Annotated in this window: 21 protein-coding genes; 6 read left to right on the forward strand and 15 right to left on the reverse strand. The window is 74.2% G+C overall.

Going from position 1 to position 25,040, the window contains the following annotated elements; genetic code table 11:
• Positions 1-102: 102 nt before the first annotated feature.
• On the reverse strand, positions 103-2,283 hold the full coding sequence (locus AB0910_RS02295) for a phage holin family protein (RefSeq protein ID WP_366742574.1): 2,181 nt from the start codon (positions 2,281-2,283) through the stop codon (positions 103-105).
• Between the two features lie 190 nt (positions 2,284-2,473).
• Positions 2,474-2,884: a hypothetical protein gene (locus tag AB0910_RS02300; RefSeq protein WP_366742575.1), complete on the reverse strand. Its 411-nt coding sequence runs from the start codon at positions 2,882-2,884 to the stop codon at positions 2,474-2,476.
• Positions 2,885-3,198: 314 nt separating this feature from the next.
• On the opposite strand from AB0910_RS02300, the gene AB0910_RS02305 reads away from it, so the two are divergent.
• Together AB0910_RS02305 and AB0910_RS02310 are read left to right on the forward strand one after the other, a co-directional pair.
• Positions 3,199-3,993 (forward strand): MBL fold metallo-hydrolase, encoded by a 795-nt coding sequence (locus AB0910_RS02305; RefSeq protein WP_366742576.1) that lies wholly within the window; start codon positions 3,199-3,201, stop codon positions 3,991-3,993.
• An 86-nt stretch (positions 3,994-4,079) separates the two neighbouring features.
• Entirely contained in the window at positions 4,080-4,679 is a 600-nt protein-coding gene (locus AB0910_RS02310; protein WP_366742743.1) for a VTT domain-containing protein, read from the forward strand.
• 109 nt (positions 4,680-4,788) lie between these two features.
• On the opposite strand, the gene AB0910_RS02315 is transcribed toward AB0910_RS02310, so the two are convergent.
• Positions 4,789-5,793, reverse strand: coding sequence for an MBL fold metallo-hydrolase (locus tag AB0910_RS02315; protein ID WP_366742744.1), 1,005 nt, complete (start codon positions 5,791-5,793; stop codon positions 4,789-4,791).
• Positions 5,794-5,855: 62 nt separating this feature from the next.
• Positions 5,856-7,274 (reverse strand): aminotransferase class I/II-fold pyridoxal phosphate-dependent enzyme, encoded by a 1,419-nt coding sequence (locus tag AB0910_RS02320; protein ID WP_366742577.1) that lies wholly within the window; start codon positions 7,272-7,274, stop codon positions 5,856-5,858.
• 148 nt (positions 7,275-7,422) lie between these two features.
• On the opposite strand from AB0910_RS02320, the gene AB0910_RS02325 reads away from it, so the two are divergent.
• The 3 genes from AB0910_RS02325 (at position 7,423) to AB0910_RS02335 (ending at position 10,315) form a co-directional block, all read left to right on the forward strand.
• Positions 7,423-8,907 (forward strand): phosphatase PAP2 family protein, encoded by a 1,485-nt coding sequence (locus AB0910_RS02325; protein WP_366742578.1) that lies wholly within the window; start codon positions 7,423-7,425, stop codon positions 8,905-8,907.
• Positions 8,908-9,039: 132 nt separating this feature from the next.
• Positions 9,040-9,849, forward strand: coding sequence for a methyltransferase domain-containing protein (locus tag AB0910_RS02330; protein ID WP_366742579.1), 810 nt, complete (start codon positions 9,040-9,042; stop codon positions 9,847-9,849).
• Positions 9,850-9,958: 109 nt separating this feature from the next.
• Positions 9,959-10,315 carry a VOC family protein gene (locus AB0910_RS02335; RefSeq protein WP_366742580.1) on the forward strand — a complete coding sequence of 119 codons (357 nt, stop codon included), beginning with the start codon at positions 9,959-9,961 and terminating at the stop codon, positions 10,313-10,315.
• Here AB0910_RS02335 and AB0910_RS02340 read toward each other — a convergent pair.
• The 11 genes from AB0910_RS02340 to AB0910_RS02390 form a co-directional block, all read right to left on the reverse strand.
• Positions 10,251-11,672: a cytosine permease gene (locus tag AB0910_RS02340; protein ID WP_366742581.1), complete on the reverse strand. Its 1,422-nt coding sequence runs from the start codon at positions 11,670-11,672 to the stop codon at positions 10,251-10,253. The two genes, AB0910_RS02335 and AB0910_RS02340, sit on opposite strands and share 65 nt — an antisense overlap.
• A gap of 159 nt (positions 11,673-11,831) precedes the next feature.
• Positions 11,832-12,449: a TOPRIM nucleotidyl transferase/hydrolase domain-containing protein gene (locus AB0910_RS02345; RefSeq protein WP_366742582.1), complete on the reverse strand. Its 618-nt coding sequence runs from the start codon at positions 12,447-12,449 to the stop codon at positions 11,832-11,834.
• A gap of 58 nt (positions 12,450-12,507) precedes the next feature.
• A complete protein-coding gene (locus AB0910_RS02350; protein WP_366742583.1) occupies positions 12,508-13,863 on the reverse strand; it encodes an Nramp family divalent metal transporter in 1,356 nt (451 codons plus the stop codon).
• Positions 13,864-13,986: 123 nt separating this feature from the next.
• The gene (gene groL / locus AB0910_RS02355) at positions 13,987-15,639 is read right to left on the reverse strand and encodes a chaperonin GroEL (RefSeq protein WP_366742584.1); all 1,653 of its coding nucleotides are present in this window, start codon (positions 15,637-15,639) and stop codon (positions 13,987-13,989) included.
• 179 nt (positions 15,640-15,818) lie between these two features.
• Positions 15,819-16,844: an NAD(P)-dependent alcohol dehydrogenase gene (locus tag AB0910_RS02360; protein WP_366742585.1), complete on the reverse strand. Its 1,026-nt coding sequence runs from the start codon at positions 16,842-16,844 to the stop codon at positions 15,819-15,821.
• On the reverse strand, positions 16,841-17,584 hold the full coding sequence (locus tag AB0910_RS02365) for an iron-sulfur cluster assembly protein (RefSeq protein WP_366742586.1): 744 nt from the start codon (positions 17,582-17,584) through the stop codon (positions 16,841-16,843). Before AB0910_RS02365 ends, AB0910_RS02360 begins: the two co-directional genes overlap by 4 nt.
• The gene (locus tag AB0910_RS02370) at positions 17,581-18,594 is read right to left on the reverse strand and encodes an amidohydrolase family protein (protein WP_366742587.1); all 1,014 of its coding nucleotides are present in this window, start codon (positions 18,592-18,594) and stop codon (positions 17,581-17,583) included. The genes AB0910_RS02365 and AB0910_RS02370 overlap by 4 nt, the downstream gene beginning before the upstream one ends.
• A gap of 76 nt (positions 18,595-18,670) precedes the next feature.
• On the reverse strand, positions 18,671-19,027 hold the full coding sequence (gene mimD, locus AB0910_RS02375; RefSeq protein WP_366742588.1) for a propane 2-monooxygenase effector subunit MimD: 357 nt from the start codon (positions 19,025-19,027) through the stop codon (positions 18,671-18,673).
• On the reverse strand, positions 19,024-20,142 hold the full coding sequence (locus AB0910_RS02380; RefSeq protein WP_366742589.1) for an aromatic/alkene monooxygenase hydroxylase subunit beta: 1,119 nt from the start codon (positions 20,140-20,142) through the stop codon (positions 19,024-19,026). Before AB0910_RS02380 ends, mimD begins: the two co-directional genes overlap by 4 nt.
• Positions 20,143-20,155: 13 nt before the next feature.
• Positions 20,156-21,190: a 2Fe-2S iron-sulfur cluster binding domain-containing protein gene (locus tag AB0910_RS02385; protein ID WP_366742590.1), complete on the reverse strand. Its 1,035-nt coding sequence runs from the start codon at positions 21,188-21,190 to the stop codon at positions 20,156-20,158.
• Between the two features lie 72 nt (positions 21,191-21,262).
• Positions 21,263-22,906 carry a methane monooxygenase gene (locus tag AB0910_RS02390; RefSeq protein WP_366742591.1) on the reverse strand — a complete coding sequence of 548 codons (1,644 nt, stop codon included), beginning with the start codon at positions 22,904-22,906 and terminating at the stop codon, positions 21,263-21,265.
• Between the two features lie 292 nt (positions 22,907-23,198).
• Between AB0910_RS02390 and AB0910_RS02395 the strand changes: the two genes are divergently transcribed.
• Positions 23,199-25,022, forward strand: coding sequence for a helix-turn-helix domain-containing protein (locus AB0910_RS02395; protein WP_366742592.1), 1,824 nt, complete (start codon positions 23,199-23,201; stop codon positions 25,020-25,022).
• Positions 25,023-25,040: the final 18 nt, after the last annotated feature.

Here is a 25,040-nt window from a genome sequence, read left to right on the forward strand (position 1 = left end):
GGCCGCACGGCAGAGGGCGTGGGCCGCCGTGCCCACGCCCTCTCCCGGCTTTTTCCTTCCCCGCACGGCCGCGGTTCTCTCCTCGGGCCGCTGTCCCGCCCGTCACCCCGTGCGCGCCCCGTCCTCACCGCCGTCGGCCGCGGCCGGCGTGACGGCGGCGCCCCCGGCCGCCTCGGCGGCCGGTGCGGGGCGGCGGGCGCCGACGACGGAGAGCGGAACCTGCGGGCCCGCGCACTCGCGCAGCCAGCGCCTGAGGACCCGGTGCACCTCCTCCGCGCCGGTCAGTTCCGCGCCGTCCGCGTCGGCGGTGCGCCCGGCGGCGGCCGCGGACAGCGCGCGCGGCGCCATCAGGAAGGCGTGGGACTGCTCGCCGCCGAGCCCGCCGTGCGAGCCGATCTGCTCCTCGAAGGCGTGCACCCGGCCGGTGCGCGGGTCGTACATCGAGTTGACCATGATGTCCGCGACGTGCGGGAAGGCGTCGGTGCGCCGGATCGCGGCGGCGGCGCCCGGCCCGAAGCCTGCCAGCGGCCCCTGGCCGTCGGTGAGTTCGGCGAGCGGCACCTCGGCGCCCGCACGGCCGAGCACCAGCGAGCCGTGGCGCTCGCTGCGCACCAGCAGGAAGCCGATCCCCGGGTGGTGGGCGAGGGTGCGCAGCAGGGCGGGGTGGCGCGCGTCGATCTGCTCGCGGCTCATCCGGCCGGGCACGTCGGGGAAGGAGACGAGGCCGAGGTTGCCTGAGGCGAGGACCACGGGCTGCGGGCCGCTCGCGGCGCCCTCCTCCGTGGTGCCCTCGTGGACGGGCCGGTGCAGGGCCGCGCGCACCGCGTGCCGGGCCGCGTAGCGCGCCTCCGCGCCGCTGCGGGTGCGCTCGGCCCTGCGGGAGACCGGCAGGCCGCAGCCCGCCCTGACGAGGTCGCGCAGCGTCAGGCCGTACGCCGCCTCGAAGGTCTCGCCGGGGCTCTGGCCGTGGTCGGAGAGGAGGACGAGGTGGTAGGCGCGGGGCGCGTACGCGGTGGCCCGCGCGATCGCGCCGACGCACCGGTCGAGCCTGGCCAGGACGCGCAGCGCGTCGCCGCTGCGCGGGCCCGAGTGGTGGGCGACCTCGTCGTAGGCGACGAAGTCGGCGTACACGGCGGAGCGCCCCGCGAGGATGTCGGCCATCACCGCGGCGACCACGACGTCCCGCTCGACGACCGTGGCGAACGCGCGGATCAGCGGGTAGAGGCCGCCGCGGCCGACCCGGGGGCGCTCGTGGCGCAGCCCGGCGCGGGTGGACTCGCCGATCTCCCTGACGACCTCGACGGCGAAGGAGACGGCGGTGCGCACCGCGTTCGCCGGGTCCCGGAAGTACGCGAAGTACCCGGCGCGCGAGCGGTTGGCGCGGCCGCGCCGCGCCGCCATGGAGAGGACGAGGGCGAGCTGGTCAGCGCCGCCGCTGAACAGGTTGCCTCGGCTCGCGCCGTCGAGGGCGAGCAGGCCGCCGTCGCCGGTACGCTCGACGGCGCGGCGCTGGAGCTCCGCGGCGCTCGCCGGGCGGTTGCTGACGATGGTGCGGCCGGTGTCCTTCTCGTACCAGCGGAAGGCGGGCACGTCCTCGTTGGTCCCGTGCAGGATGGCGAGCTGACTCGCGCCCGTCTGGCTCGACCAGTCGGTGCGCCAGTGGGTGAGGCGGTGGGTGCCCTCGGGGCCGAGGCGCCGCGCGATGTGCGGCAGCAGCCCGGCGGCGAGCGCCTCGGTGAGCACGCGGTGGCCCACGCCGTCGAGCTGGACGAAGACCGTGCCCGGCGGGCCGCCTGCGGCCTCGTCCTCGCCGTTCCTGCGGCGCCTGCGGCCCGCGGCGCGCGAGAGCCTGCGCGGGTAGGCGCCCTCGTCGCCCGCGGCGAGCGCCGTGGAGGTCGCGGAGGCGACGGCCGACATCACGGCGGCGACCACCACGGCGGTCTCGGGCCCCGCGTCGCCGCGGCCTTCGGGGATCAGCCGGAGCGCGACGAGCAGCAGCGAGCCGTTGAGGAAGAAGACGAGGAGGCCGAGCAGGAGCGCGGGCACCAGCAGCAGGGCGCGGACCAGCAGCGGCCACACGAGCGCGCTCAGCAGGCCGAAGGCGCCCGCGCCCCACGCGGCGGTCAGGGCGGTGTCGGTGGCGCTGTCGCCGCCCGCCGCCTGGAGGTGGAAGCCCGGCAGCAGGGCGGCGAGTACGAGCAGGGTGAGCGTGGACGCGGCCCACACGGTGAGCACGCGCAGCAGCGCCCTGCCCGTCGTACGCCACCGCCCGCGCTGTGCCACGGCCCGTTCCCCTCCGTCCCGGCCCGCGGCTCTGCTCGCGCGGGTACGGCCCCAGGGTGACACAGCGCGCCGCGCCGCAGGTCGGGCGGTGGGGGCGGCACCGGGCGGGGGCGCACAGGGGGCGGGCGCGCTGCCCGGGCGCGCCAGGAGCGCGCGGCGCCTCGGTGGCCGTGCGCACGCCGCCTCGGCGTCAGCGGCCGTCGTAGCCCGCTGTCGGCATGGAGAGCCTGCGGTGGACCCCGGCCTTCATGCCCGCGCTGTACGACGGCTCGTCGAGCCGCGCGGTCTCCAGCGGCACGCGTCTGCGGGCGCACTCGGCGGCGAAGGCGTCGGCCGAGGTGAAGGCGCGGGCGAGGACGCGCTCGTTGGGCGCGACGAACAGGTCGACCACGCCGGCCTCGATGTCCACCCACAGGCCGGGGTGGTCGGGGCGCACCCCGTAGAGCAGGAGCTGCCGGGTGACGGTGAAGCCGCGCTCGGCGGCCCAGCGCGCGCACATCGCGTGCTGGCTGCGGGTGTCCACGAGGAAGGGCTCGCACTCCAGTTCAGCGAGGGGGGTCAGACTGGCGATCGCCGCCACCCGCGCACCGGCCTCAGCCATGTCAGCCCCCGGCTGTCCCGAACGTCCGTCGTGCGGGCGACCCTACCGCGCCCCCGCGGGCCGGTGGGAAGTGGTGTGCGGGCGCGCGACGGGGCACGCCGGGGGCGGGCGCGCGGGGCCCGCGCCCGCCCCCGGGCGGGGGCCCGGGTTCCGGTGCGGGGGCCCGGGTTCCGGTGCGGGGGCCCGGGTTCCGGTGCGGGGGCCGGGCATGCGGTGCGGAGGCGGCGGCTGCACGGGCGCGCGGGCCGCCCCCGTAGGCTGAGGATCACGTCCAGCCGGGCCCGCACCCGGGGTCGAGGAAGCCGAGGTCGCCCGTGGGAGCCGTCATCACCTGGTGGGGTCATGCCACCTGCACGGTCGAGGACTCGGGGGTGCGGCTGCTGACCGACCCGCTGTTCGTGCGCCGGTTCGCGCACCTGCGGCGCAGGAAGGGCGCGCTGCCGACCGCGGAGGCGGCGGTCGCCGACGCCGTCCTCATCTCCCATCTGCACTCCGACCACCTGCACATGGGCTCGCTCGCCCGGCTCGCGCCCGGCACGCTGCTGCTGGTGCCGCGCGGCGCCGCCCGCTCCGTGCCCGCGCTGCGGCGGCTCGACGCGCGCCGCAGCCCGCGGGGCCTGCGGGTGCGCGAGGTGGTGCCGGGCGACGAGGTGGAGATCGGCCCGGTGCGGGTGCGCGCGGTGCCCGCGCGGCACGACGGGCGGCGGCTGCCGGTGGGGCCGCGCCTCTCCCCCGCGCTCGGCTATGTGATCAGCGGGGCCTCGCGTACGTACTTCGCGGGCGACACCGGCCTGTTCGACGGCATGGCGGACGCGGTCGGGCCGGTGGACGCGGCCCTGCTGCCGGTGGGCGGCTGGGGTCCGAACCTGGGGCCCGAGCACCTGGACCCGGAGCGGGCGGCGCGTGCGGCCGCCCTGCTGGCGCCCGCCTGCGCGGTGCCGGTGCACTTCGGCACGTACTGGCCGATCGGCTTCGACGGGGTGCGGCCGCACGAGTTCCACACGCCGGGCACGGAGTTCGTACGGCAGGCGGAGCGGCTCGCACCGGACGTCGCGGTGCACCTGCTGCGCCACGGCGAGAGCGTCAGGGCGCGGGTGGCGCCGTGCTGACGGGCGGCCACCTGCTCACGCAGGTGCTCGCGGCGCAGCCCCGGCTGCCCGGCGAGTCGGCGCAGCAGGCCGTCGGCTACCCGTCGATGTTCCTGCTGGTGGTGCTGGGCTCGCTGGTGCCCGTGGTGCCGACCGGGGCGGTGGTCAGCTCGGCCGCCGTGGTGGCGCTGCACCAGTCGGACCCGCTGTCGATGCTGTACACGTTCCTGCTGGCGTCGGCCGCCGCGCTCCTCGGCGACCTGGGGCTGTACTGGCTCGGGCGGCGCGGCGTGGACTCGCGGGGCGGTTCGCGGTGGCTCGCGAAGCTGCGCGAGCACGCGCCGCCGGAACGGCTCGCGCAGGCGCAGGAGAAGCTGGCCGACCACGGGGTCGCCGTGCTGGTGCTCTCGCGGCTGGTCCCCGCGGGCCGGGTGCCGGTGATGCTGGCGTGCCTGCTGGCGCGGTGGCCGCTGCGGTCGTTCGCGCGCGGCGACGTGTGGGCGTGCCTGGCCTGGGCGGCGACGTACCAGCTGATCGGAGTGCTGGGCGGCTCGCTGTTCCCGCGGCCCTGGCAGGGCGTGGTGACGGCGGTGGGCCTGACGGTGCTCGTCGCGGGCGCCCCCGCCGTGTGGCGCCGGATCCGCGCGGGCGGACGGGCGCAGGACGACGGCAGCGGTCGTCGGGACGGGCAGGGCCAGCACACCTGAGGACGGTCCGGTGCCGGACGGGCGCCTGATCCAGTGCGGCGGCGGGTGTCCGACCCGGTGCGGCCGTGGCGCCGGGGCGGCCGGCGACCGACCCGGCGCCGGGTTCCCGTCAGGCCGCCGCGAGCACCCGCGAGGCGCCGACCGGCAGGTCCCAGAGCTCGTCGCGTGGGCGCCCCGTGCGCTCCCAGGCGGCCCGTACCCGGGTGAGGGGTTCGAGCACGGGCTCGCAGGAGAGCACGAAGGTGGCCCAGTGCATGGGCGCCATCCGGGCCGCGCCCAGGTCCTCGCAGGCGAGGACGGCCTCTTCCGGGTCCATGTGCTCGGCGCGCAGCCACCAGCGGGGCTCGTACGCGCCGATCGGCAGCAGCGCGAGGTCGATGCCGGGGTGGCGGCGGCCGATCTGGGTGAACCAGTCCCCGTAGCCGGAGTCCCCGGCGAAGTGGACGGTGCGGCCGTGCGAGTCGCTGATCACCCAGCCGCCCCAGAGGCTGCGGCAGGTGTCGGTGAGGGAGCGCCTCGACCAGTGGTGCGCGGGCACGAAGTCGAACCGTACGGTCCTGCCGCCGGCCCCCGGCAGCTCGGCGCCCTCCCACCAGTCGAGCTCGGTGACCCGGGTGAAGCCGCGGCGCCTGCACCAGCGGGCGAGGCCCGCGGGCACGAACAGCGGGGTGCGGCGGGGCAGCCGCGTGAGGGTGGGGGCGTCGAGGTGGTCGTAGTGGTTGTGGCTGATGACGACCGCGTCCACCGGCGGCAGGTCCGCCCAGCGGACACCGACCGGGGTGACGCGGGCGGGGGTGCCGAGGATGCGCCGCGACCACACGGGATCGGTCAGGACGGTGAGCCCGGCTATCCGCACGATCCAGCTGGCGTGCCCGGCCCAGGTGACGGAGAGGTCGCCAGGCCCCGCGGGCGGCAGCGGGCCGGGGGCGAAGGGGAGCCTGGGGATGTCGCGCAGTCCTTCGGGGCCCGGCCTGACCGCGCCGTCCCTGACGAAGCGCGCGAACTCCAGGACGCCGGGCAGCGGGGCGGTGAGCCGGTCGGCGAACGATCTGGGCCAGTGGCTGCGGCGTTCGCCGACCGGGCGCGGCGCGGGCCTGCGCACGGCGTCGCGCACGGCGGTCGCCGCCGCCCCGCCGACGGGGCCCTGGTCGGGTTCGCTCTGCTGGGTCGATTCCCTCACTGCGCTTCTGTCCCCTCCGTGCTGCCGGATCCGCCGGTGGTGCCCGTGGTGCCTGCGGTGTCGGTACTGCCAGTGGCGTCTGTGATGTCCGTGCTGCCCGGGGCGCTGGTGGTGCGCGGCTCCTCCGCGCCATGGCGCGCGGGGCGGCGTGCGATGCTCAGCGCGGCGGCGAAGGCGCTCAGCGCCCGCGCCACGTGCGGCAGTTCGAGCGGAGCCCCCGAGACGACGGATGCGAGGCGCTCCGCCGGGGCCGCCCCGAGCAGCGGCGCCGTGGGCAGCCGCACGCGCAGCGCGCCGAGCTCGTCGCCGAAGCGGTGTCCGCCGTACACGGGGGTGCCGAGGCGCTCGCCCAGGTGCTCCTCCAGGTCCATGGAGTCGGTGACGTCGACCGTGGCGAGCCGCGCGCGCAGCGGGCCGAAATCGGCGTAGAGGTGGCGGCCCGCCTCCGGCGGCCTCGCGAGCGCGCCCGCGGCAAGGACCGCGCGGTGCGCCGCCACCGCCACCCGGGCGTGGGCTGCGGCGGCCGCGCGGGCCCGTGCGCGTACGGCGTCGGGCTCGGCGAGGGCGAGCGCGGCGGCCGCGGCGACGGGCGCGGCGAGCACCGCCCCGAGCGCCGTGAGGATGTCGACGGTGGTGGCACGGCGGGCGAGGCCGCGCGCGGTGTGCGGGAAACGGGCGAAGGCGGCGGGCCAGGCGGCAGGCGTGAGCGCGCCGACCGTGTCGCAGAGCACGGTGGTGTCGTCGGGCCACATCTCGGCGGGGCTGAGCAGCGCGGTGCCCGCGCGGTGCCCGGTGTCGCGCCAGGTCTCGTCGCTGACCAGGTGCAGGCCCTCGCCGACGGCCGCCTCACAGGCGGCGTGCAGCAGGTCGGGCGGGGCAACGGTGCCGGTCGGGTCGTCGGCCGGGCACAGCAGCAGGACCCGGGGGCCGCCGCCCTCGGCGCGCACCCTGCGGACCGTTTCGAGCAGCGCGTACGGGTCGGGCACGCCGCCGCACTCCGCGGGGGTCGGCACGTGGTAGGCGGGCCGGCCGAGCAGCCGGATCTGCGGGGTCCACCAGGCGGGGCAGGGGCGGGGCAGGAGCACGTCCCCGCCCACGGCGCTGAGCAGCGCGAACAGCAGCGGCGGCGCCCCGGGCGCCGCGGCCACCTGCCCCGGCGCGGTGCGCAGGGCGCGCCGGGACCAGTAGCCGCAGGCGGCCTCGCGCAGCGCGGCCCCGCCGCCTGGCGGCTCGGGATCGGGGCGGTGGGCGGCGGCCCGGCACGCCTCGACGAGCTCGGGGAGCGCGGGCAGCCCCGGGTCGGGCGCCGACGGACCGAAGCGTACGGGGCCGTGGTCCTCGTGGACCGTTCGCCTGAGGTCGCCGTGTGCGGCGGGCCCGTCACCGCCTGCCGTCACCCCGACAGATGGAGTCATATGCCCTTTATATAGAGGTTTGATATTGCCTGCTCCTCGAACCGTGCCGCCGGGTGCCGCCCCGCTCCCCTGCTACCCACGCCGGACGCGCGCTGCACCCGGCCGCCCACACCGGCTAGCGGCACGCGCACGGGGTAGGCGGACGCGCATGGCAGACACTCCAGGGCTCGCGGGCCTGCTCACCTCCGCGGACAAGCGGGTCTTCAGATTCGCCGCCGCCCGGCACTGGCCGGCGGCCGAGCCCGTGCTGCCGCGGCTGAGCCGGGCGGCCGATCACGGCCTGCTCTGGGCAGGCGCGGCCGTGGCCGTCGCGGCGCTCGGGCAGGGGGCGCGCTCGCGCCGGGCCGCTGCGCGCGGCATGGCATCGCTCGCGCTGGCCTCGCTCACGGTCAACACCGTGATCAAGCACGCGGCCAGGCGCGAGCGGCCGCGCCTCGACGTCGTGCCGGTGATCCGCAGGCTGAGCCGGCAGCCGGTCACCACGTCGTTCCCCTCGGGGCACGCGGCGTCCGCGGCGGCCTTCGCGACGGGCGTGGCACTGGAGTCGAAGGGGTGGGGCGCGGTGGTGGCGCCGGTCGCCGCCTCGGTGGCATTCTCCCGGGTGTACACCGGCGTCCACTACCCGAGCGACGTGCTCGCGGGCGCCGCACTCGGCGTCGGCGCGGCGCTCGCGGTGCGCGGGATCGTGCCGACGCGCTCCCAGATGCCGTCGCCCGGCAGGCCGTTCGCCGAGGCGCCGAAGCTGCCGGGCGGCGAGGGTCTGGTGGTCGTCGCGAACCGGGCGTCGGGCTCCGCCGAGCTGGCGTCCGTGGTGGCGGACGCGCTGCCGCGCGCCGAGGTCGTCACCTGCGCGCCCGAGGACGTGGAGGCCGAGCTGGAGCGTGCGGCGCGCAGCGGCGTGGCGCTCGGCGTGCTCGGCGGCGACGGGACGGTGAACCGCGCGGCGCAGGCCGCCGTGCGGCACCGGGTGCCGCTCGCGGTCTTCCCCGGCGGCACGCTCAACCACTTCGCCTACGACCTGGGCATCGAGTCCGTCCACGACACCTGCCGGGCGCTGGCCGAGGGTGAGGCCGTACGGGTCGACCTGGGGCGCTTCACCCCGGGTCCCGGCGGGCAGGCACACGGCTACTTTCTCAACACCTTCAGCCTGGGCGTCTATCCGGACCTGGTGCGGGTGCGGGAGCGGTGGGCGCCACGGCTCGGCGGCTGGCCCGCCGGGGTGCTCGCGGCGCTGGAGACCCTGCGCAGGGGGCGGCAGCTCGACGCCGAGTTCGACGGGGTGCGCAGGACGCTGTGGCTGCTGTTCGCCGGCAACAACATCTACCAGCGGATGGGTCCGACGCCCGGCCACCGGCACGACCTGGCGGACGGGCTGCTCGACGTGCGGATCGTGCACGGCGGGCGGCTGCCGGGCGCGCGCCTGTTCGCGGCGGCGCTCGCGGGGCCGCTCAGCAGGTCCCCGGTGCACGCGGCCGAGCGGATGCGCCGGGTGCGGATAGGGGGTCTCGCGCCGGGCACGCAGCTCGCGTACGACGGCGAGGTCACCGCGGCCCCGCCCGAGCTGGTGCTGGACAAGGCGGTGGAGGCGTTGACCGTGTACCGGCCGCAGGTGCTCTCCGCGTCCGCCTTCTGAGCCGCGCCCCGGTCTCCCCGCCCGCTCGCCCCACCCTTCCCGCCGTCCACTATCCGGAACACACTGTCTCACCATGCAGAACCGGGCTTACGGTGACCCCGTCACGCGACCCGCGAGAAGGGAAGTCGCCCCATGGCCAAGGAGACCGCCGTCTACACCCACGGGCACCACGAGTCGGTGCTCAGGTCGCACCGCTGGCGCACCGCCGCCAACTCGGCCGCGTACCTCGTGCCGGAGCTGCGGCCCGGGCAGGAACTGCTCGACGTGGGGTGCGGGCCCGGCACCATCACCGCCGACCTGGCCGCCCTGGTGGCCCCCGGCACGGTGACGGCCGTGGACGCCGCCCCGGGCGTGCTGGAGGAGGCGCGGGCAGCGGCCGAGGAGGCGGGGGCGGACAACGTCCGCTTCGCGGTCGCCGACGTCCACGGCCTGGACTTCCCCGACGACTCGTTCGACGTCGTCCACGCCCACCAGGTGCTCCAGCACGTCGGGGACCCGGTGGGGGCGCTGCGCGAGATGCGCCGCGTGTGCAGGCCGGGCGGCACCGTCGCCGTGCGGGACGCGGACTACGGCGCGTTCAGCTGGTATCCGCAGCCGCCGGAGCTCGACGACTGGCGCGACCTGTACCGCAGGGTGGCGCGCGCCAACGGCGGCGAGCCCGACGCCGGGCGCAGGCTGCTGTCCTGGGCCCGGGAGGCGGGCTTCGCCGACGTCACGCCGTCCGCTTCGACCTGGTTCTACGCGACGCCCGAGGAGCGTGCGTGGTGGAGCGGCCTGTGGGCGGACCGCACGGTGGCGTCCGCCTACGCGGAGCGCGCGACGGCGTCGGGCGAGGGCACCCGCGAGCAGCTGGAGGCCATCGCCGAGGCGTGGCGCGCCTGGGGCGCGTCAGCGGACGCCTGCTTCGTCTGCCCGAACGTGGAGCTGCGCTGCCGCGCCTGACGCACCCGGCCCCCCCGGCTGCCGCGCGTCCCGCCGCCGCGGACGGCCGGGTGCCTGGATACCGAACACCCCGCCCCCCGGGCGGGGTTCTCCAACTAATCTGATCAGCATGGAGATCCTCGGGACCACGCTGCGCATCTACGTCGACGACCTGGACAGGGCCGTGGTGTTCTACGAACGCCTCACCGGCACTCCGGCGCTCCGCTCCGAACGCGGCGGCGTGTCCGTCGCCGCGGTGGGCTGCTTCCTGCTGATGAGCGGTCCCGCAGCGGAGATCGACGTGCTGCGCAAGGTGACGGCGACCATCGCGGTGAAGGACGTCGCGGACACGGCGGTCACCCTCACCGAGGGCGGAGGCCAGGTGCTCGTCGGCCCGGTCGAGACGCCGGGCGGCCGCAATCTCATCGCCCTGCACCCTGACGGCGCGGTGTTCGAGTACGTGGACCGGGCTCCGCAGCAGCCGTAGCCCCGCGCTCGTGCCGCGCCAGCAGCCCGTACAGCACCGCGGGCACGGCGAGTCCGACGATCCACGAGATGTCGGCGCCGCCCAGCGGCCCCACCGCGGGACCGGTGTAGAAGCTGGTGGACAGGAAGGGGAACTGGGCGGCGAGGCCGACCCCGTAGGCGACGAGCGCGGTCCCGCGCCAGCCGCCGTAGCGCCCCTGCGGATCGGTGAGCGCGGGGATGTCGTAGCGCTCGCGCGAGATCAGGTAGTAGTCCACGAGGTTGATCGCCGACCAGGGCGTGAAGAACGTCAGCAGGAACAGCAGGAAGTCGGCGAACGAGTCGAGGAACGAGTTCCGGCCGAGCAGCGCGACGACCGTGCCTGCGACCATGATGCAGACGATGTACGCGCCCCGGCCGCGCTGCGTGAGCCGCCGCTGCCCGCGGAAGCCGCTGACGCTGGTCACGATCGACATGAAGCCGCCGTACGTGTTGAGCACGTTGATGGTCAGCTTGCCGAGCGCGATGGCGAAGTAGAGGAACGCGGCGACCGCCCCCGTACCGCCGAGGCCGACCACGTAGCCGACCTGGTCGTCCACGAAGGCGCCGCCCGCGGTGGCGGCGACCAGCACGCCGAACGTCATCGACCACTGGGAGCCGAGCGCGGTGCCGCCGAGCGTCCACCAGAAGGTCGCCCGCGCGCTGGTCGTACGGGGCAGATAGCGCGAGTAGTCGGCGACGTACGGCCCGAACGCCAGCTGCCAGGACGCGGAGAGCGCCGTCGCCAGCAAGAACATCGGGAGGTGGAAGGCGCGGTCGTGCAGGACCTCGCCGAGGTGGATGTGGTCGAGCAGCCGGATGCCGAGGTAGACGAAGGCGATCGCGCAGACGATGCTGGCGACCCGGCCGAGTGCGTGGATGATCCGGTAGCCGACGATCGCCATGGCGGCGGTCACGAGCGCGAAGACGACGATCCCGGCCACCGGTCCGAGGCGGGTGAGCCTGCCGACCGCCTGGCCCGCGAGGACGGTGCCGCTCGCGAAGAAGCCGATGTACATCACGACCACGAGCACCAGCGGCACCACCGCGCCCTTCACGCCGAACTGGGCGCGTGAGGAGATCATCTGCGGCAGGCCGAGGCGGGGTCCCTGCGCGGAGTGGAGCGCCATCACGGCGCCGCCGACGAGGTTCCCAGCGAGGAGCCCGACGAGCGACCACACCACGTCGCCGCCGAAGACGACGGCGAGGCCGCCGGTGACCACGGTGGTGATCTGGAGGTTGGCGCCCAGCCAGAGGGTGAACTGCGAGAACGCGGTGCCGTGCCGCTCGTCGTCCGGCACGACGTCGATGGACCGCCGCTCGACCAGGGAGTCGGCCACGCGCTTCTCCGTTCCTCGGACGGCTGTGCATATGATCATGCAGAGTTCCGCCCGATGAATAGATTGTCAATACTCCGGACGCCGCTCCTCTGGTCGGGCGCGCCCTCCGTCGAGGCCCTCGGGTGGCGCGGCGGCGGCCGGCTCCGCGGCGGACAGGGCTCAGAGCGCGGCAAGCAGCCCGTCGAGCGGCGCCGGGGCCCGGCCGTCCCCGAGCGCCCGCACGAGGACACCGCCGTAGTGGATCTTGCGGCCGCTGGTCGTGCCGAGGAAGCGCCTGAACTGCTGCTGCGGCGCGCGCGCCCGCTGCGCGGGCTGGCGCAGGAAGGTCCGCAGGGACCGCAGGTCGCCCTCCTCCTCGACGATCTCCGCCACCCGGGCCGTGCCGAGCACCCGGATGAGCTCGTCCTCCAGGTCGGCCGCGCAGACGAAGAAGCCGTCCCGGGCCGCCCCGGCCCGCTCGAACCCGCGCGCGTAGTACGGGCGCTCCGCCTCGTCGCACAGTCCGGTGAGGCGGAGGCCGAGGCCGGCGGGGCCGAGGAGCGCGGCGTAGCGCCCGACGCTCATCGCGCCGCCGATGGGCAGCACGCAGACGCCCTCGGCCGCCAGGTCCCGGCCCCTGCTCCCGGCCAGCGCGTGGACGGCGGCGACGTCGCTCGGCCCCTCCAGCAGGACGGCCGTGCGGACGGCGAGCCGCGCGGCCAGCTCACGCGCGGGCCCCTCGGGGCCGCCCGCAGCCCACGCGGTCACCGCGTCCCTCAACTCCCCCATGCCTGCCATGGCGCCAGTCTCCGCCGCGCGCCCGCTGCGGCGCGAGGCGATTTCCGCGGGGCGCCGCTCACACCAGGCTCACCAGCAGGCTCGCGTTGAGCGCGACGACCACCACGCTGACCGCGACCGCCGCGGCCGTCGTCGCGCGGCGGTTCACCCAGGGGCCCATGACCGCGCGGTCCCGGGTCAGGGCGACCAGCGGCACCAGCGCGAAGGGGATGCCGAAGGAGAGCACGATCTGGCTCACCACCAGCGCCCGCGTGGGGCTCATGCCGCTGCTGAGCACGGCGAGCGCGGGCGCGACGGTCAGCACCCTGCGCAGCAGCACCGGGATGCGGCGGCGCAGGAAGCCCCCCATCACCACCTGGCCCGCGTACATGCCGACGCTGGTCCCCGCGAGGCCCGACACCAGCAGCGCCAGGGCGAACGCCCAGGCGGCGCCCTGGCCGGCCAGGGCGGCGTACGCGTGGTGCGCGGCCGCGAGGGAGCCGCCGGCGCCGGGGGCGTGCGCGTGGAAGAGGGAGGACGCCGAGATCAGCAGGGCCGCGTTGACGGCGCCCGCCAGCCCCATCGCGACCAGCACGTCGGCCCGTACGTGCCGCAGCAGCCTGCGCCGCACCGGCACGTCGTGGCGGCCGTTCTCCAGCTCCAGGCTGAACCGGTCGCTGGTCAGGGCCGAGTGCAGATAGATGACATGGGGCATCACGGTCGCGCCCACGATGCCGCCTGCGAGCAGCAGGCTCTCCCCGCCGCCGATGCGCGGGACGAGGCCGCCCGCCGCCGGGCCCCAGGAGCCGCCGGTGCCGAGCACCTGGCCGAGGAACGCCCCCAGCAGCAGCGCGAGGCACAGCGCCATCGCCACCTCGAACCGGCGCTTCCCGCCCCCGCTCATCGGCATCAGCACCAGCGAGGCGAGCCCGATCACCACTCCCCCCGCGGGCAGCGGCAGGCCGAAGAGAATGTTCAACGCGACGGCCCCGCCGACCACTTCGGCGAGGTCCGTCATCACGACGACCAGTTCGGCCTGCACCCACAGGCCGCGCACCACCGGGCGGCGGTAGCGGGTCCTGCACAGCTCGGCGAGGCTCGCGCCGGTGGCGAGGCCGAGCTTGGCCGAGAGGTACTGGAGCAGCATCGCGACGAGGTTCGCCGAGACGACCACCCACAGCAGCAGCGGCCCGAAGACCGCGCCCGCCTGCACGTTGGTCGCGAAGTTGCCGGGGTCGACATAGGCGATCGCCGCGACGAACGCGGGGCCGAGCAGAGTGTAGGAGATCCCGGCCCGCAGCCTGGGCCTGCGCTCGCCCGGCACCCGTCCCCCGCCCTGCCCGCCCGCCCGCGCCGCGGCCGGGAGCGGCCCCGCGCCCCCGGCGTGCTCCTGCTCGGGCACGCGGGACGCGTCACCCGTGGTCTTACCGTCCATGGTCCGTTGCACCGCCTGCTGGTTCGGCCGACAGCGAGTGCCGGGAGGGCCGGACGTCCGCACGGCGGGTACGGGCGGCGCCGCCGGTGCCCGGGGCGCCGCCCGTACCCGTGGGTCCGCGGATCAGGGGATGTTGGAGGGCCGCACCAGGCCCTCGGCGAGGTCGCCGATCTCCGACGAGGGGATGGCGCCCGGGTTGAGCACGACCTCCTCGACGATCAGCGTCTCGGTGGTGAGCAGCAGGGCGGCGATGGACGCGGCGCTCAGCAGCGCGCAGCGGGTCACCTTCAGCGGGTCGATGACACCGCGCACGAACAGGTCCGCGTAGTCGCCGCGCAGCGCGTCGAGCCCGCAGCCCTGGGGCAGGTGGGAGACCTTCTCCTCCGCGTCGTCGCCGTCGAGGCCCGCGTTGATGGCGATCCAGCGCAGGGGCTCGGCGAGGGACTTGGCGACGATGTCCCGTCCGACGGCGGCGTCGCCCGTGAGCCCGTCGAGGGCGGCGACGGCCGCACGCGTGTGCAGCAGCGCGGCGCCGCCGCCCGCGACGATCCCCTCCTCGGCCGCCGCGCGGGTCGCGGCGAGCGAGTCCTCAAGGCGCATCTGCTTCTCCTTGAGCTCCACGCCGCTGGCAGCGCCGACGCGGATGACGGCCACGCCGCCGGAGAGCTTCGCGATGCGCTCGCTCAGCTTGTCCCTGTCGTGCTCGTTGACCGCGCGCTCCAGCTCGGTCTTGAGGTTCTCGATGCGCTCCACCACCTGCTGCTCGTTGCCCCCGCCGCCGAGCACCGTGGTGGACCGCTCGGTCGCGACGACCTTCTCCGCGCGCCCCAGGTCGGCGAGGGCGACCCCGTCGAGCGAGCGGCCCGCGGTGCCGGTGATGACCCGGCCGCCGGTGAGGGCGGCGAGGTCCTCGAGCTCCGCGATCCTGCGGAAGCCGAAGCCCGGCGCCTGCACGGCGAGCGAGCGGAAGGTGCCGTGGGCCGCGTTGGTGACGAGCATGCCGAGCGCGGGCCCGTCGACGTTCTCCGCGATCACCACGAGCGGCGAGCCGGTGCGCATGACCTGTTCGAGTACCGGCATCAGCTCCTGCACCGCGGTGATCTTGGAGTCGCACAGCAGGATGTACGGGCTCTCCAGCACGCTCTCCTGCCGCGCCGAGTCCGTCACCATGTACGGGGAGATCCAGCCGCTGTCGAACTCCAGGCCCTCGACGTACTCGACGGACAGCCCGAACGCGGAGGACTCCTCGACGGTGACCACCCCGGTGCGGCCCACCCGCGCCACGGCCTGCGCGATCGCCTCGCCGATCGCGGGGTCGTTGTTGGCGGACAGGGCCGCCACGCGCAGGAGTTCGTCGTCCGACGTGACCGGCCTCGACTGCTCCTGGAGGCCCTCGACCGCGCGGGCCACCGCGGCCTCGATGCCGTTCTTGACGAGGATCGGGTTGGCGCCGTCGGCGACGGCCGCGAGCCCCTCCCGCACGATGGCCTGGGCCAGCACGGTCGCGGTCGTGGTGCCGTCGCCGACCTCGCCGTTGGTGCGGGTGGCGACCTCCTTCGCCAGCTGGGCGCCGAGGTTGGCGAACGGGTCCTTCAGCTGGATCTCGCGGGCGATCGTCACGCCGTCGTTGGTGATGGTGGGCGGACCCGTCAGCTTCTCCAGGACGGCGTTGCGCCCCTTCGGGCCGAGGGTGACGCGCACCGCGTCCGCCAGGGCGTTCACTCCGCTGAGCAGCAGTGCGCGCGCTTCGGAGTTGAAGCGCAGATCCTTCGCCATGGCTGGCGTCCTTTCACGTTCGGGGTGGGTCGGGGGGCCGGGAGGGCCGGCGGCGGGTCGAGGGGGGGACGGCGGTGACGGCGGCCGTGCGGATCCGTGATGCGCCGACCCTGGTTCCGGCCCGGGAGGGCCGGGGGTCCACGGACGGCCGCCGCCACCTGTTCTGGGGCGGGCGCGGGTCAGGGCACGAGGATCGCCCTGCCGCGCACCCGGCCGGCGTCCAGGTCCTCCAGTGCCTGACTGAAGGCGTCGAGCGGGTAGCGGGAGGTGTGCAGGGTGACAAGGCCGCGCGCCGCCAGCTCCATCAGCTCCACCAGGTCGGTGTAGGAGCCGACGAGGTTGCCGACGAAGTTCAGCTCCGAGGAGATGATGTCGATGGTCGGCACGTCGAGCTTCCCGCCGTAGCCGATGACGTGGTAGTCGCCGGCCCTGCGCAGCATCGCCACCCCGTCCTCGACGGCGCCGCCCTCGCCGACGAAGTCGAGCACCGCCTCGGCGCCCTGGCCGCCGGTCAGGTCGAGCACGTGCTCCACCTGGCTGCCGTCGCCGACGACGGTGTGGTGCGCGCCCAGGGTGCCCGCGAGCTTCAGGGCCTCCGGTGAGCGGTCGACCACGATCAGCTCGGCCGGGGTGAGCGCGCGCAGCGCCTGGATGCCGATGTGCCCGAGGCCGCCCGCGCCGATGACCACGGCCTTGTCGCCGGGGGCGAGCCTGCGGGCCGCCTTCTTCGCCGCGTGGTACGCGGTGAGCCCGGCGTCCGCGAGCGCCGCGACGTCGGCGGGGGCGAGCGAGGCGTCCAGCTTGACGACGGCCCGCGCGTTGGTGCGGATCAGCTCGGCGAAGCCGCCGTCCGCGTCGATGCCGGGGAACGCGGAGGCCTGGCAGTGCACGTCGTCGCCGCGGCGGCACGGCCCGCACAGCCCGCAGGTGACGAGCGGGTGCAGGATCACCGGGTCGCCGACGGCGACATGGCTGACCGCGCTGCCGACTGCCTCGACCCAGCCGGCGTTCTCGTGGCCCTGCGTGTACGGCAGCGCCACATGGGTCTTCGGCTCCCACTGGCCCTCGATGATGTGCAGGTCGGTGCGGCACAGTCCGGCGCCGCCGATCCGCACGACCACGTCGAGCGGGCCCTGCACCTGGGCGTCGGGGACCTCTTCGAGCACCGGAGTGGTGTCGTAGGCGTGGGTGCGTACGGCCTTCACGCGGCGCCCTCCCCCGACAGGACGGCGTCCTCGCCGTAGCGGACGGCCAGCAGGCCCTTGCACATCTCGGAGTTGGCGTCGATGCCGACCTCCGTGGTCCGCGCGAGGGTGAGGTGGCGCTCGATGCCGGAGGCCGGGACCGCGCGGCCGCTGTCGTCCACGAAGGCGGGTGCGCCGGTGGAGGACGGCAGGCCGAGCGCCCTGCGGCGGCGCAGCAGCGGCAGTCCCACCCGCTCGGGCAGGTCGCCCAGCTTGGCGTCGGCGAGCTGCTGGGGTGTCCAGCCGTGGGCGAGCAGCCGGCGGCCGATCCGGCCCTGGCTCGCGATCATGCCCTTGCGCAGGAAGACCTCCCGCAGCCCGTCGAGCCGCTCGGCGTCGGCGAGCGCGGGGAACGCCTCGTCGAAGCCGGTCCCGCAGGCCACGCCCGCGTTGATCTCGTCGGACGCGAAGTGGTCCTCCAGCACCACCTCGACGCTGTCCGCCCACGCCAGCCCGGCGAGCGCCCTGCGGGCGTCGTCCACCATCAGCCAGGCGAAGTTGGGCGCGCAGAAGTAGGTGGGCAGGCGCAGCCTCGCCGACACCCGGCCGCCGTCGACGGTGACGCCGTGCACGAACCCCAGGTCGGTGATGGGCCGGTCGAGCTCGGGGTCGAGCACGGCGGCGAGCGCCTCGGTGGCCTGCCGGGAGCGGACCGCGGCCTCCTCGGCCGCCGGAGGCGTGCCGGTGGCGACCGCGCTCATGCGGCCACCGTCCCCGCGTCCTTGATCTGCGCCGCCTCCGGCACCTTGATGTCGTAGAGGCGGGCCATGGTCAGGCCGAGGACCTTGCGCTTGAAGTCGGTGGTGAGCTGCCCGTACTCGCCCTGCATGTCCTCGGGGATCTGGAAGTCCACCAGGGACTCGATGAGCCACTTCGGGCTCCAGATCGCGTAGTCGCTGCCGAAGGTGATGCGGTCCTCGTCCAGCCAGAACAGCAGCTCGCCGATGACCTTGGCGAAGTAGCGGGGCCTGGTGTGGATGAACGGCAGGACGACGGAGAGGCCCGCGTACACATTGGGCTCCTGGGTGGCGATCCAGCAGAAGTCCTCAAGGCGGGGCAGGCCCGAGTGCTCGACCACGAAGTTGAGTCCGGGGAACGCGGTGGCCGCGGCGTCCACGTCGGCGACGTCGAAGGCGTCCCGGTTCAGCGGCCAGATCGTGGGGCCCTTGTGGATGTGGACGTTGCGGATGCCGAGCTCCTCGCACTTGGCGAGATAGGTGAGCGCCATCGGGTCGCTGAGCTTGTAGCCCTTGGAGTCGCCGCGCCACTCGGCGGTGTACAGCTTCACGCCGCGGCCGCGCAGGTTCCACTCCTCCGCCAGCTGTTCGAGGCGGTCGAGGCCGGCCTCGCCCTCGCGCGGGTCGAAGGCGCCGTTGACGATGAACTTGTCGGGGTGCTTGCGCGCCAGCGCGCCGTTGGACTCGGTGGTGTTGAAGCCCTTGGTGTAGAACTCGGTGAGATACGTGGGCTGGAAGATGGCACGGTCGACGTAGCCGGTCTCGAAGAGGTCGTGCAGGATGTCCTGCTCGCTGTACTTGCGGAACTTCTCCAGCGGCCACACCCACTCCTTCGGGCTCAGGTTGCGCTGGTAGTCGTAGAAGCAGCGGATGAACCCCTCCCCGTACTTGTTGGCGGTGTTCTCCTCGCTCGCGTCCCAGAAGTGGATGTGGCCGTCGACCACGAAGTAGTCGACTCCGTCCTTGTGGTACATGCGGGCTCCTTCTTCGCTGTTGCTCTGTCACGGGGTGGGGGCCCGGCCGTGCGGAGCCGGGCCCCCGGGGGTGGGGTCAGGACTCGACGGGGGTGAGGTCGAAGTCGATGTACTCGGCCGCGTCCTCGGGGTTCGCGAAGAGGATCGTGCGGTCGTCCAGGTGGACCATGCGCCCGTAGTGGGTGGACATGATCTCCTCGAAGTCCTCGACGGAGAACTCGGTGCCGAGCGCCTCGGAGATCTCCTCGAAGTCGAAGTCGATGACGCGGTCGCCGTCGACCCGGATCATGGACGGGTAGTCGGTGACGACCACGCCCTTCTTGCCGCGCATGACGTCCGCGACGACATGCCCGTTCTGGTTGTTCATCAGCGTCACTCCGCAGCGGTTGGACGAGCTGCGATCGACGGCGAACTGCTTACCCTGGGCGGTCACTTGGCACTCCCTTCACTGCCGGCCGAGATGTGGGCGTCGGCGCCGAGGCCGAGCCCGGCCAGGAGCGCGACCTCGCGCTCCTTGGCGCGGTCGAGGCTGTCCTCGAAGCGCAGGACCTTCTCCTCGGGCTGCGACCACAGCGGCTGGAGCCTGCGGGCGGCCTCCAGGCTGACCGGCACCCAGCGCTCCAGCCACTCCTGGAGCACGGCCCGGTTGGCGGCGCCGTGCGTCCCGTCCTCGACGAGCATCGAGAACAGCGCCCGGGTGTAGCGCAGGTCCCGGTCGTAGTCGTTCTCGCCCGCGCCCATGACGGTGGGCGTGGTGAAGTCGCCGTTGCGGGCGGCGATCTGCATCACCAGGTGGCTGCGGAACAGCTCGCCGACGAGCGGCTCGAAGACCAGGTTGGCCGCGAACAGCGCCTCGGCCCAGTCCTCCACCGCGGTGATGCGCTCGACGTTCTCCCGTACGCCCTGCCAGGCGGGTTCGGACTGCCACACCTCGCGGTGCGCCGAGCCGTCGAAGTGCGCGAGCTGCTCCTCGATGTCCAGGTTGTACAGCGCGAGGTCCTGGGCGAAGCGCAGCTTGTGCGCCGCGTTCACGGCCATCGCGTTGTTGATCATGTTGGTCGGGCCCGAGCGCTGGACCGCGACGAACACGTGCATGCCGAGGCCCTGTTCCGCGTGCATCCAGGCGCCGACGTTGCGCTCCACGAAGCGGCTCCACGCCGGGGTCCACTGCGCGTAGGCCTCCGCCTTGCGGGCGCCTTCGAGGTTCTGCTGGATCTGCCGCACCACGTTGGCGTTGTTGCGGTAGATCGTCTGCTCCCACTCCTCGTTGGGGTCGCGGAAGGCGTGCCAGTCGGCGGAGCGCAGCCGCGTCCACTCCTGGGGGTAGCCCTTGGAGCCGTCGGCGAAGCCGTAGATCCAGCCCTGCAGGAGGTGGCGCTCGGGGTCGGGCTGGACGTCGAAGGTGACGTCCTCGTACATGGTGGCCCGCATCTTCTGCGGCTTGTAGTAGTTGAAGGCGCGGCTGCCGGAGCTCGGGAAGACGAGCGCCCCGGCCTCGGCGTCCGTGAACTGCGGTTTGGGAAAACTGCGCGTTGCTGTCTCTGCCATGCGACTGTGCTCCTCAGGTGTCGGTGGACGTGGTGAACCTGTCCTGGAAGATCCGCTCCTCCGGCATGCCCTTCGCGGTGAGTACGGCGGTCGCCGCGTCGCACATCCCGGGCGGCCCGCACAGGTAGGCGTCGAAGCCGGCCAGGTCGCCCTCCCGGCCTTCCACCACGTCGGTGATCAGCCCGTGTTCGTACGCCCCCGCCGCCGGTTCCTCGGACAGCGCGGGGATGAAGGCGAAGTCCGCGAGCCTGCTGCCGAGTCCGGCGATCTCGTCGAGGGCGAAGAGGTCGTCCGCGGTGCGGGCGCCGTAGTAGAAGCGGACCGGGCGGGCTGAGCCCGCGGCGGCCAGGGCCCGCAGCTGGGCGAGGATCGGCGCCATGCCGGCGCCGCCCGCGAGCAGCACGATGCCCCGGTCGGGGGCGTCGCGCATGACACAGGAGCCGTAGGGCCCCTTGACGGTGAGCCGGTCCCCCGCGGCGATGCCGCCGTCGAGCAGCCCGGAGAAGAGTCCGCCCGGGTAGCGCTTGATCAGGAACTCCAGGCGGCCGCCGGGTCCCTCCTGCGGGAGCCCGGCCATGGAGAAGGACCGCCAGTGCTCGGTGCCGGGAACCTGGATGTCGATGTACTGGCCGGGCCGGTACGGGAGTTCGTCGTCGCCTGAGAGTTCGAGTTCGAGGCGGACGATGTCGTGGGTCATCGCCTCGACGGCGGCGACCCGGGCGCCGGCGTCCCTCGGGGGGATGCCGGAGAGGAGCATCTCCTCGTCGTAGTTGATGAGTTCGACGTCGAGATCGCCATAGGCGTGCGTCCGGCAGAGCAGGACGTACCCCTCCTCGCTCTCGTAGTCGGCGAGTGCGAAGGTCGAGTACCGCTCCATCTGCTGGTCGCCGTCGAGGAGGAAGGACTTGCAGGACGAGCACTGGCCTTCCTTGCAGCCGTGCATCAGCATGACGCCCTGGCGGAACGCCGCGTCGAGCACGGTCTCCTCTTCGTCGGCCTCGATCTCGATCCCGACCGGCTCGAACCGGACGCGGTGCTTGTCACCCACGGAAAGCCTGCCTTTCGCGGGAGGAGGGGGGCTCCCCGCCGGGTGCGCGGCGGGGAGCCCCGAGGGGGCGGGTCAGGCCGAGGCCGGAGTGACGTTCGAGCGGGAGCGGTAGTCGGCCACGTGGGCCTCGCGCTCCTCGTCGCTCATCTCGTTCAGCGACACGTTCGGGCTGATGAAGGTGTTGCCGCGGACGTCGTCCAGGGTCCACAGCTTCTTCGGGTCGTCGAGGTCCAGGTGCGGCTGCGGGACGAGGGTCTTGCCGTCGTCGCGCACGTACCCGAGGTCCTTGACGATGTCGGCGAGGTCCTGGCCGTGGTAGACGGTCTCCCACTCGCGCTTGCCGGTCAGGCGGCCCATGGACGGGGTCGCGCGGCCCTCGTACTCGGGGCGGAACGCCGTGGTGTCGGTCCAGGCGCACGTCTCCGAGCAGTAGGTGCGCCACTGGCCGTCGACCTTGTCGACCACCATGTCCTCGCGGATGAGGCACGGCACCATGCAGGTCCAGCAGCGGTGCGGGTACTGATACCCGACCTCCTCGAACGCGATGGGCTTGTTGCCCTTCGGGTGGCGCAGCCGGTTGTACGCCTCCCACCAGCGGCCGTACTCGTTGTACCAGCCCGGGTACTTGGACTCGAACCACTCGAAGTCGTCGTCCGTCATGCCGTCGATCCGCCAGAAGTTGACGGGCCAGCCGGTGGCGAAGAACTGGGCGACCTTGTGGACGTAGCCCTTGTTCCAGATGCGGTCCCAGGCGGCCTCGACGAGGTCGTGCGGGATCTTCAGCCCGTACTTCTCCAGCGGGATGAGGTACGAGCGGTAGTAGTCGTCGTAGATCCAGCGGCGCCACATCTCCGCGTAGCTGTCACGGTCCTTGCGGCGGTCCTTGGACCCGTACTCGATGAACGTGCCGATGGCGGCGTCCACCACGCAGTGGTTGTTCCACCAGGCGTAGCGCAGGTCGCGCTCGAGCAGCTGCCTGTTGCCCTCGTCGGCGAGGGCCATCAGCAGGATCGAGTAGCCGTTGGAGATGTGCCGCGACTCGTCCGACTGAACCGAGTGGAACACGGTGGGCAGCAGGTAGTCGCCGTTGGCCGCCGCCTCGGCGGGCATGGCGACGAAGAGGGTGTTGGTGAACGCGGTCTCGGCCACCAGCGTCAGGTAGACGTTGGCTGCGGTGATCGCGTCGCCGGTGATGAACCCCTCGCCGAACTGCCGGCCGATGGTGCCCGCGTAGCAGTTCGCGAACGCCTTCTCCGAGATGTCGAACCCGGCCGGGTCGATGTAGTGGTTCATGTACAGGCGCTTGAGGTTCATCTGGATCGTCGAGTGCCGCACCTCGTCGATCATCTGGACCGCGAGGCCGTTGTGCAGCTGCGGGTTGGGCACCGCGCCGATCGCCATCGGCATGGCGCGGGCCGCGGAGATCTCCGGGAAGGGGATGATCGAGAGGAACAGCTTCTGCCATTCCATCCAGCGCTGCTGCACCTGGCGGAACATGTTGCCGCGGATGGCGCCGTCCATGGCGCCGTAGACGCGGTTGTCCTTCTCCTCCTCCATCGGGAAGTAGGAGCGCAGCACCTGCTTGAGCGGGTCCTTCTTGGGCGCCTTGTCGAAGCGGTAGTCGGTGGCGAACCGGTCCGCCGGGGTGGCGAAGGTCGGTTCCCAGGACAGCTCGGTGATCTTCTTGTGCGCCTTGCTCAGGCTCTGTCGGCTCACGTGCTCTCCTCCGAGTAGCTCGATGTCCCCGGCGCTCGGGCCGCTGAGCGGCGCGGCGGCGCACTGCCCGCGACGATCAGCGGCAGCCTCCGGCGACCGGGTCGCGGACCACTGTGGGCCGCCGCGCGCCGGTCGCGCGTCTCATGTTGAGACACTGGCTGCGCCCAGACTCTGGCGCGTGGGCCCTGCTTTCCTTACCGTTCGGGTCATAACGCGGTCGCGGTGAGTGATCGGGCGGGCCGGCCCGGTCGAGCGGGAGGCATCGCGGCTCGACGGGTGAGGTGGTGTGCGGATGGGCCGTGACGGCGTGGTCGCGGACGGTGGGCGCGGAGCCGGGGACGAACCCGGCCGGCGCTCGGCGCGTGAGCTGTTCCTCGGGGGCGAGCCCGTGCCTGCGCGGGTGGTACGCCCGCCGATTCTCAACTCCTGGCAGCGCTCGCGGCTGTGGGGCGTGGACACGGACCGTATCGAGACGCCGTACGATCCTGGCCTCGACCCGCACAGCAAGCTGAGCGCGGCGGCCGGGCCGGTGCTCGACCGGCTCGCCGCGACGCTGGCGGACAGCCCGATGTCGCTGATCCTCACGGACGCGAAGTCGCGGATCAGGGAGCGGCGGGTCGGCAACCGGGACCTGTCGGGTCACCTGGACGCGATCTCGCTGGCGCCGGGGTTCAGTTACGCGGAGGAGTTCGTCGGCACGAACGGCATCGGCACCGCGATCGAGGACGGCAGGACGGCCTGCGTGTTCGGCCCCGAGCACTTCTCCGAGCGGTTGCAGCGGGTGTCGTGCGCGGCGGCCCCGATCCGCAATCCGACGAGCGGGCGCATCATCGGGCTCGTCGACCTGACGAGCTGGCGGGCGACGGCGTCGCCGCTGATGGTGGCGCTCGTGGAGGAGGCGGCGGCGGACATCGAGGGCAGGCTCCTCGACCTGGCGACGCTGCGGGAGCGTGCGCTGCTCGACGCGTTCGTGACGGGGCGGCGGGGGCCGGGGCGGCTGCTCGTCGCGGTCGCGGACGACTGCTTCATGGCGGACGCCGCGGCCTCCGAGCTGCTCGGCCCCGCGGACCACCGGCTGCTGCGGGAGCGCGCCGCCGGCCTCGCCAGGGGCGGCGCGGCGGACCTCCAGCTCCAGGACGGGCGCAGCGTGCTGGCGCGTGCGCGCCCGGTTGAGGCGCCGGGGACCGGGGGCAACGCGGGGTACGTGGTGGAGATCCAGGTGCTGCCCGCGCGCGCCCCCGAGGCCGCGGCGCCGACCGCGCCGCCGCAGGTCAGGCTGCCGGGTCTGGCGGGGCGCAGCCCGGCGTGGCGCTCCGTGGTGCACCGGCTGACGACGCTGGCCGCAGCGGGCCGCTGGACCCTGCTGCGGGGCGAGCAGGGCACCGGCAAGCTCGCGCTGGTGCGGGCGGTGCACCGGCAGCAGCTGACGGGCCGGCGGCTGACCGTGCACGACTGCGCGCAGGCGGGCCGCGGCACGGCCGCGTGGCTGCGCGGGGTGGCGCGCGCGCTGGACACGGACGGCACGGACACGGTGGTGCTGCGCCACCTCGACGCGCTGCCCGACACGGCGGTCGCCGCGCTCGACGGGCTGCTGCGGGCCGCGGCCGACCGGCCGGGCTGGGTGGTGGCGCTGTCCGCGCCGCGCGACCAGGCCGCGGGCGCCGACCCGCGCCCTGCGCGCAACTTCCTCTCGGAGGCGACGCTGCCGCCGCTGCGGCTGCGCCCCGACGATGTGGCGCCGCTGGTGCCCGTGCTGCTCGCGCGGCACGCCGGGGGCAGCGACGTGCAGTGCTCCGAGCAGGCGCTGCGGACCCTGGCGCGGGCGAACTGGCCCGGCAACGTGCGCCAGTTGGAGGGCAGTCTGCGCTATGCGCTGGCGCACCACTCGGGTCCGTGGATCGAGGAGACCGACCTGCCGCCCTCGCTGCTCTCGCACGCGCAGCACCCGCTGACGGCGTGGGAGCAGACGGAGCGCGACATGATCGTGCAGGCCCTGCTGGACAACGGAGGCGACAAGTCGAAGGCGGCCAAGGCCCTCGGCATCTCCCGGGCCACGATGTACCGCAAGATCACCGGCTACCAGATCAGCATCGGCGGCCCTGGCACCCCGGGCTGACTCCACCGGGGCGGGGCG

The organism is Streptomyces sp. NPDC047002 (genome assembly GCF_040704505.1).
Taxonomy (GTDB): domain Bacteria; phylum Actinomycetota; class Actinomycetes; order Streptomycetales; family Streptomycetaceae; genus Streptomyces.

Coding starts and splice junctions, on each gene's coding strand:
- AB0910_RS02300 (WP_366742575.1), bottom strand. CDS start 2,884: ATGGCTGAGGCCGGTGCGCGGGTGGCGGCGATCGCCAGTCTGACCCCC.
- AB0910_RS02310 (WP_366742743.1), top strand. CDS start 4,080: ATGTTCCTGCTGGTGGTGCTGGGCTCGCTGGTGCCCGTGGTGCCGACC.
- AB0910_RS02325 (WP_366742578.1), top strand. CDS start 7,423: ATGGCAGACACTCCAGGGCTCGCGGGCCTGCTCACCTCCGCGGACAAG.
- AB0910_RS02370 (WP_366742587.1), bottom strand. CDS start 18,594: ATGTACCACAAGGACGGAGTCGACTACTTCGTGGTCGACGGCCACATC.
- AB0910_RS02320 (WP_366742577.1), bottom strand. CDS start 7,274: ATGACTCCATCTGTCGGGGTGACGGCAGGCGGTGACGGGCCCGCCGCA.
- groL (WP_366742584.1), bottom strand. CDS start 15,639: ATGGCGAAGGATCTGCGCTTCAACTCCGAAGCGCGCGCACTGCTGCTC.
- AB0910_RS02345 (WP_366742582.1), bottom strand. CDS start 12,449: ATGGCAGGCATGGGGGAGTTGAGGGACGCGGTGACCGCGTGGGCTGCG.
- AB0910_RS02395 (WP_366742592.1), top strand. CDS start 23,199: ATGGGCCGTGACGGCGTGGTCGCGGACGGTGGGCGCGGAGCCGGGGAC.
- AB0910_RS02350 (WP_366742583.1), bottom strand. CDS start 13,863: ATGGACGGTAAGACCACGGGTGACGCGTCCCGCGTGCCCGAGCAGGAG.
- AB0910_RS02365 (WP_366742586.1), bottom strand. CDS start 17,584: ATGAGCGCGGTCGCCACCGGCACGCCTCCGGCGGCCGAGGAGGCCGCG.
- AB0910_RS02330 (WP_366742579.1), top strand. CDS start 9,040: ATGGCCAAGGAGACCGCCGTCTACACCCACGGGCACCACGAGTCGGTG.
- AB0910_RS02335 (WP_366742580.1), top strand. CDS start 9,959: ATGGAGATCCTCGGGACCACGCTGCGCATCTACGTCGACGACCTGGAC.
- AB0910_RS02380 (WP_366742589.1), bottom strand. CDS start 20,142: ATGGCAGAGACAGCAACGCGCAGTTTTCCCAAACCGCAGTTCACGGAC.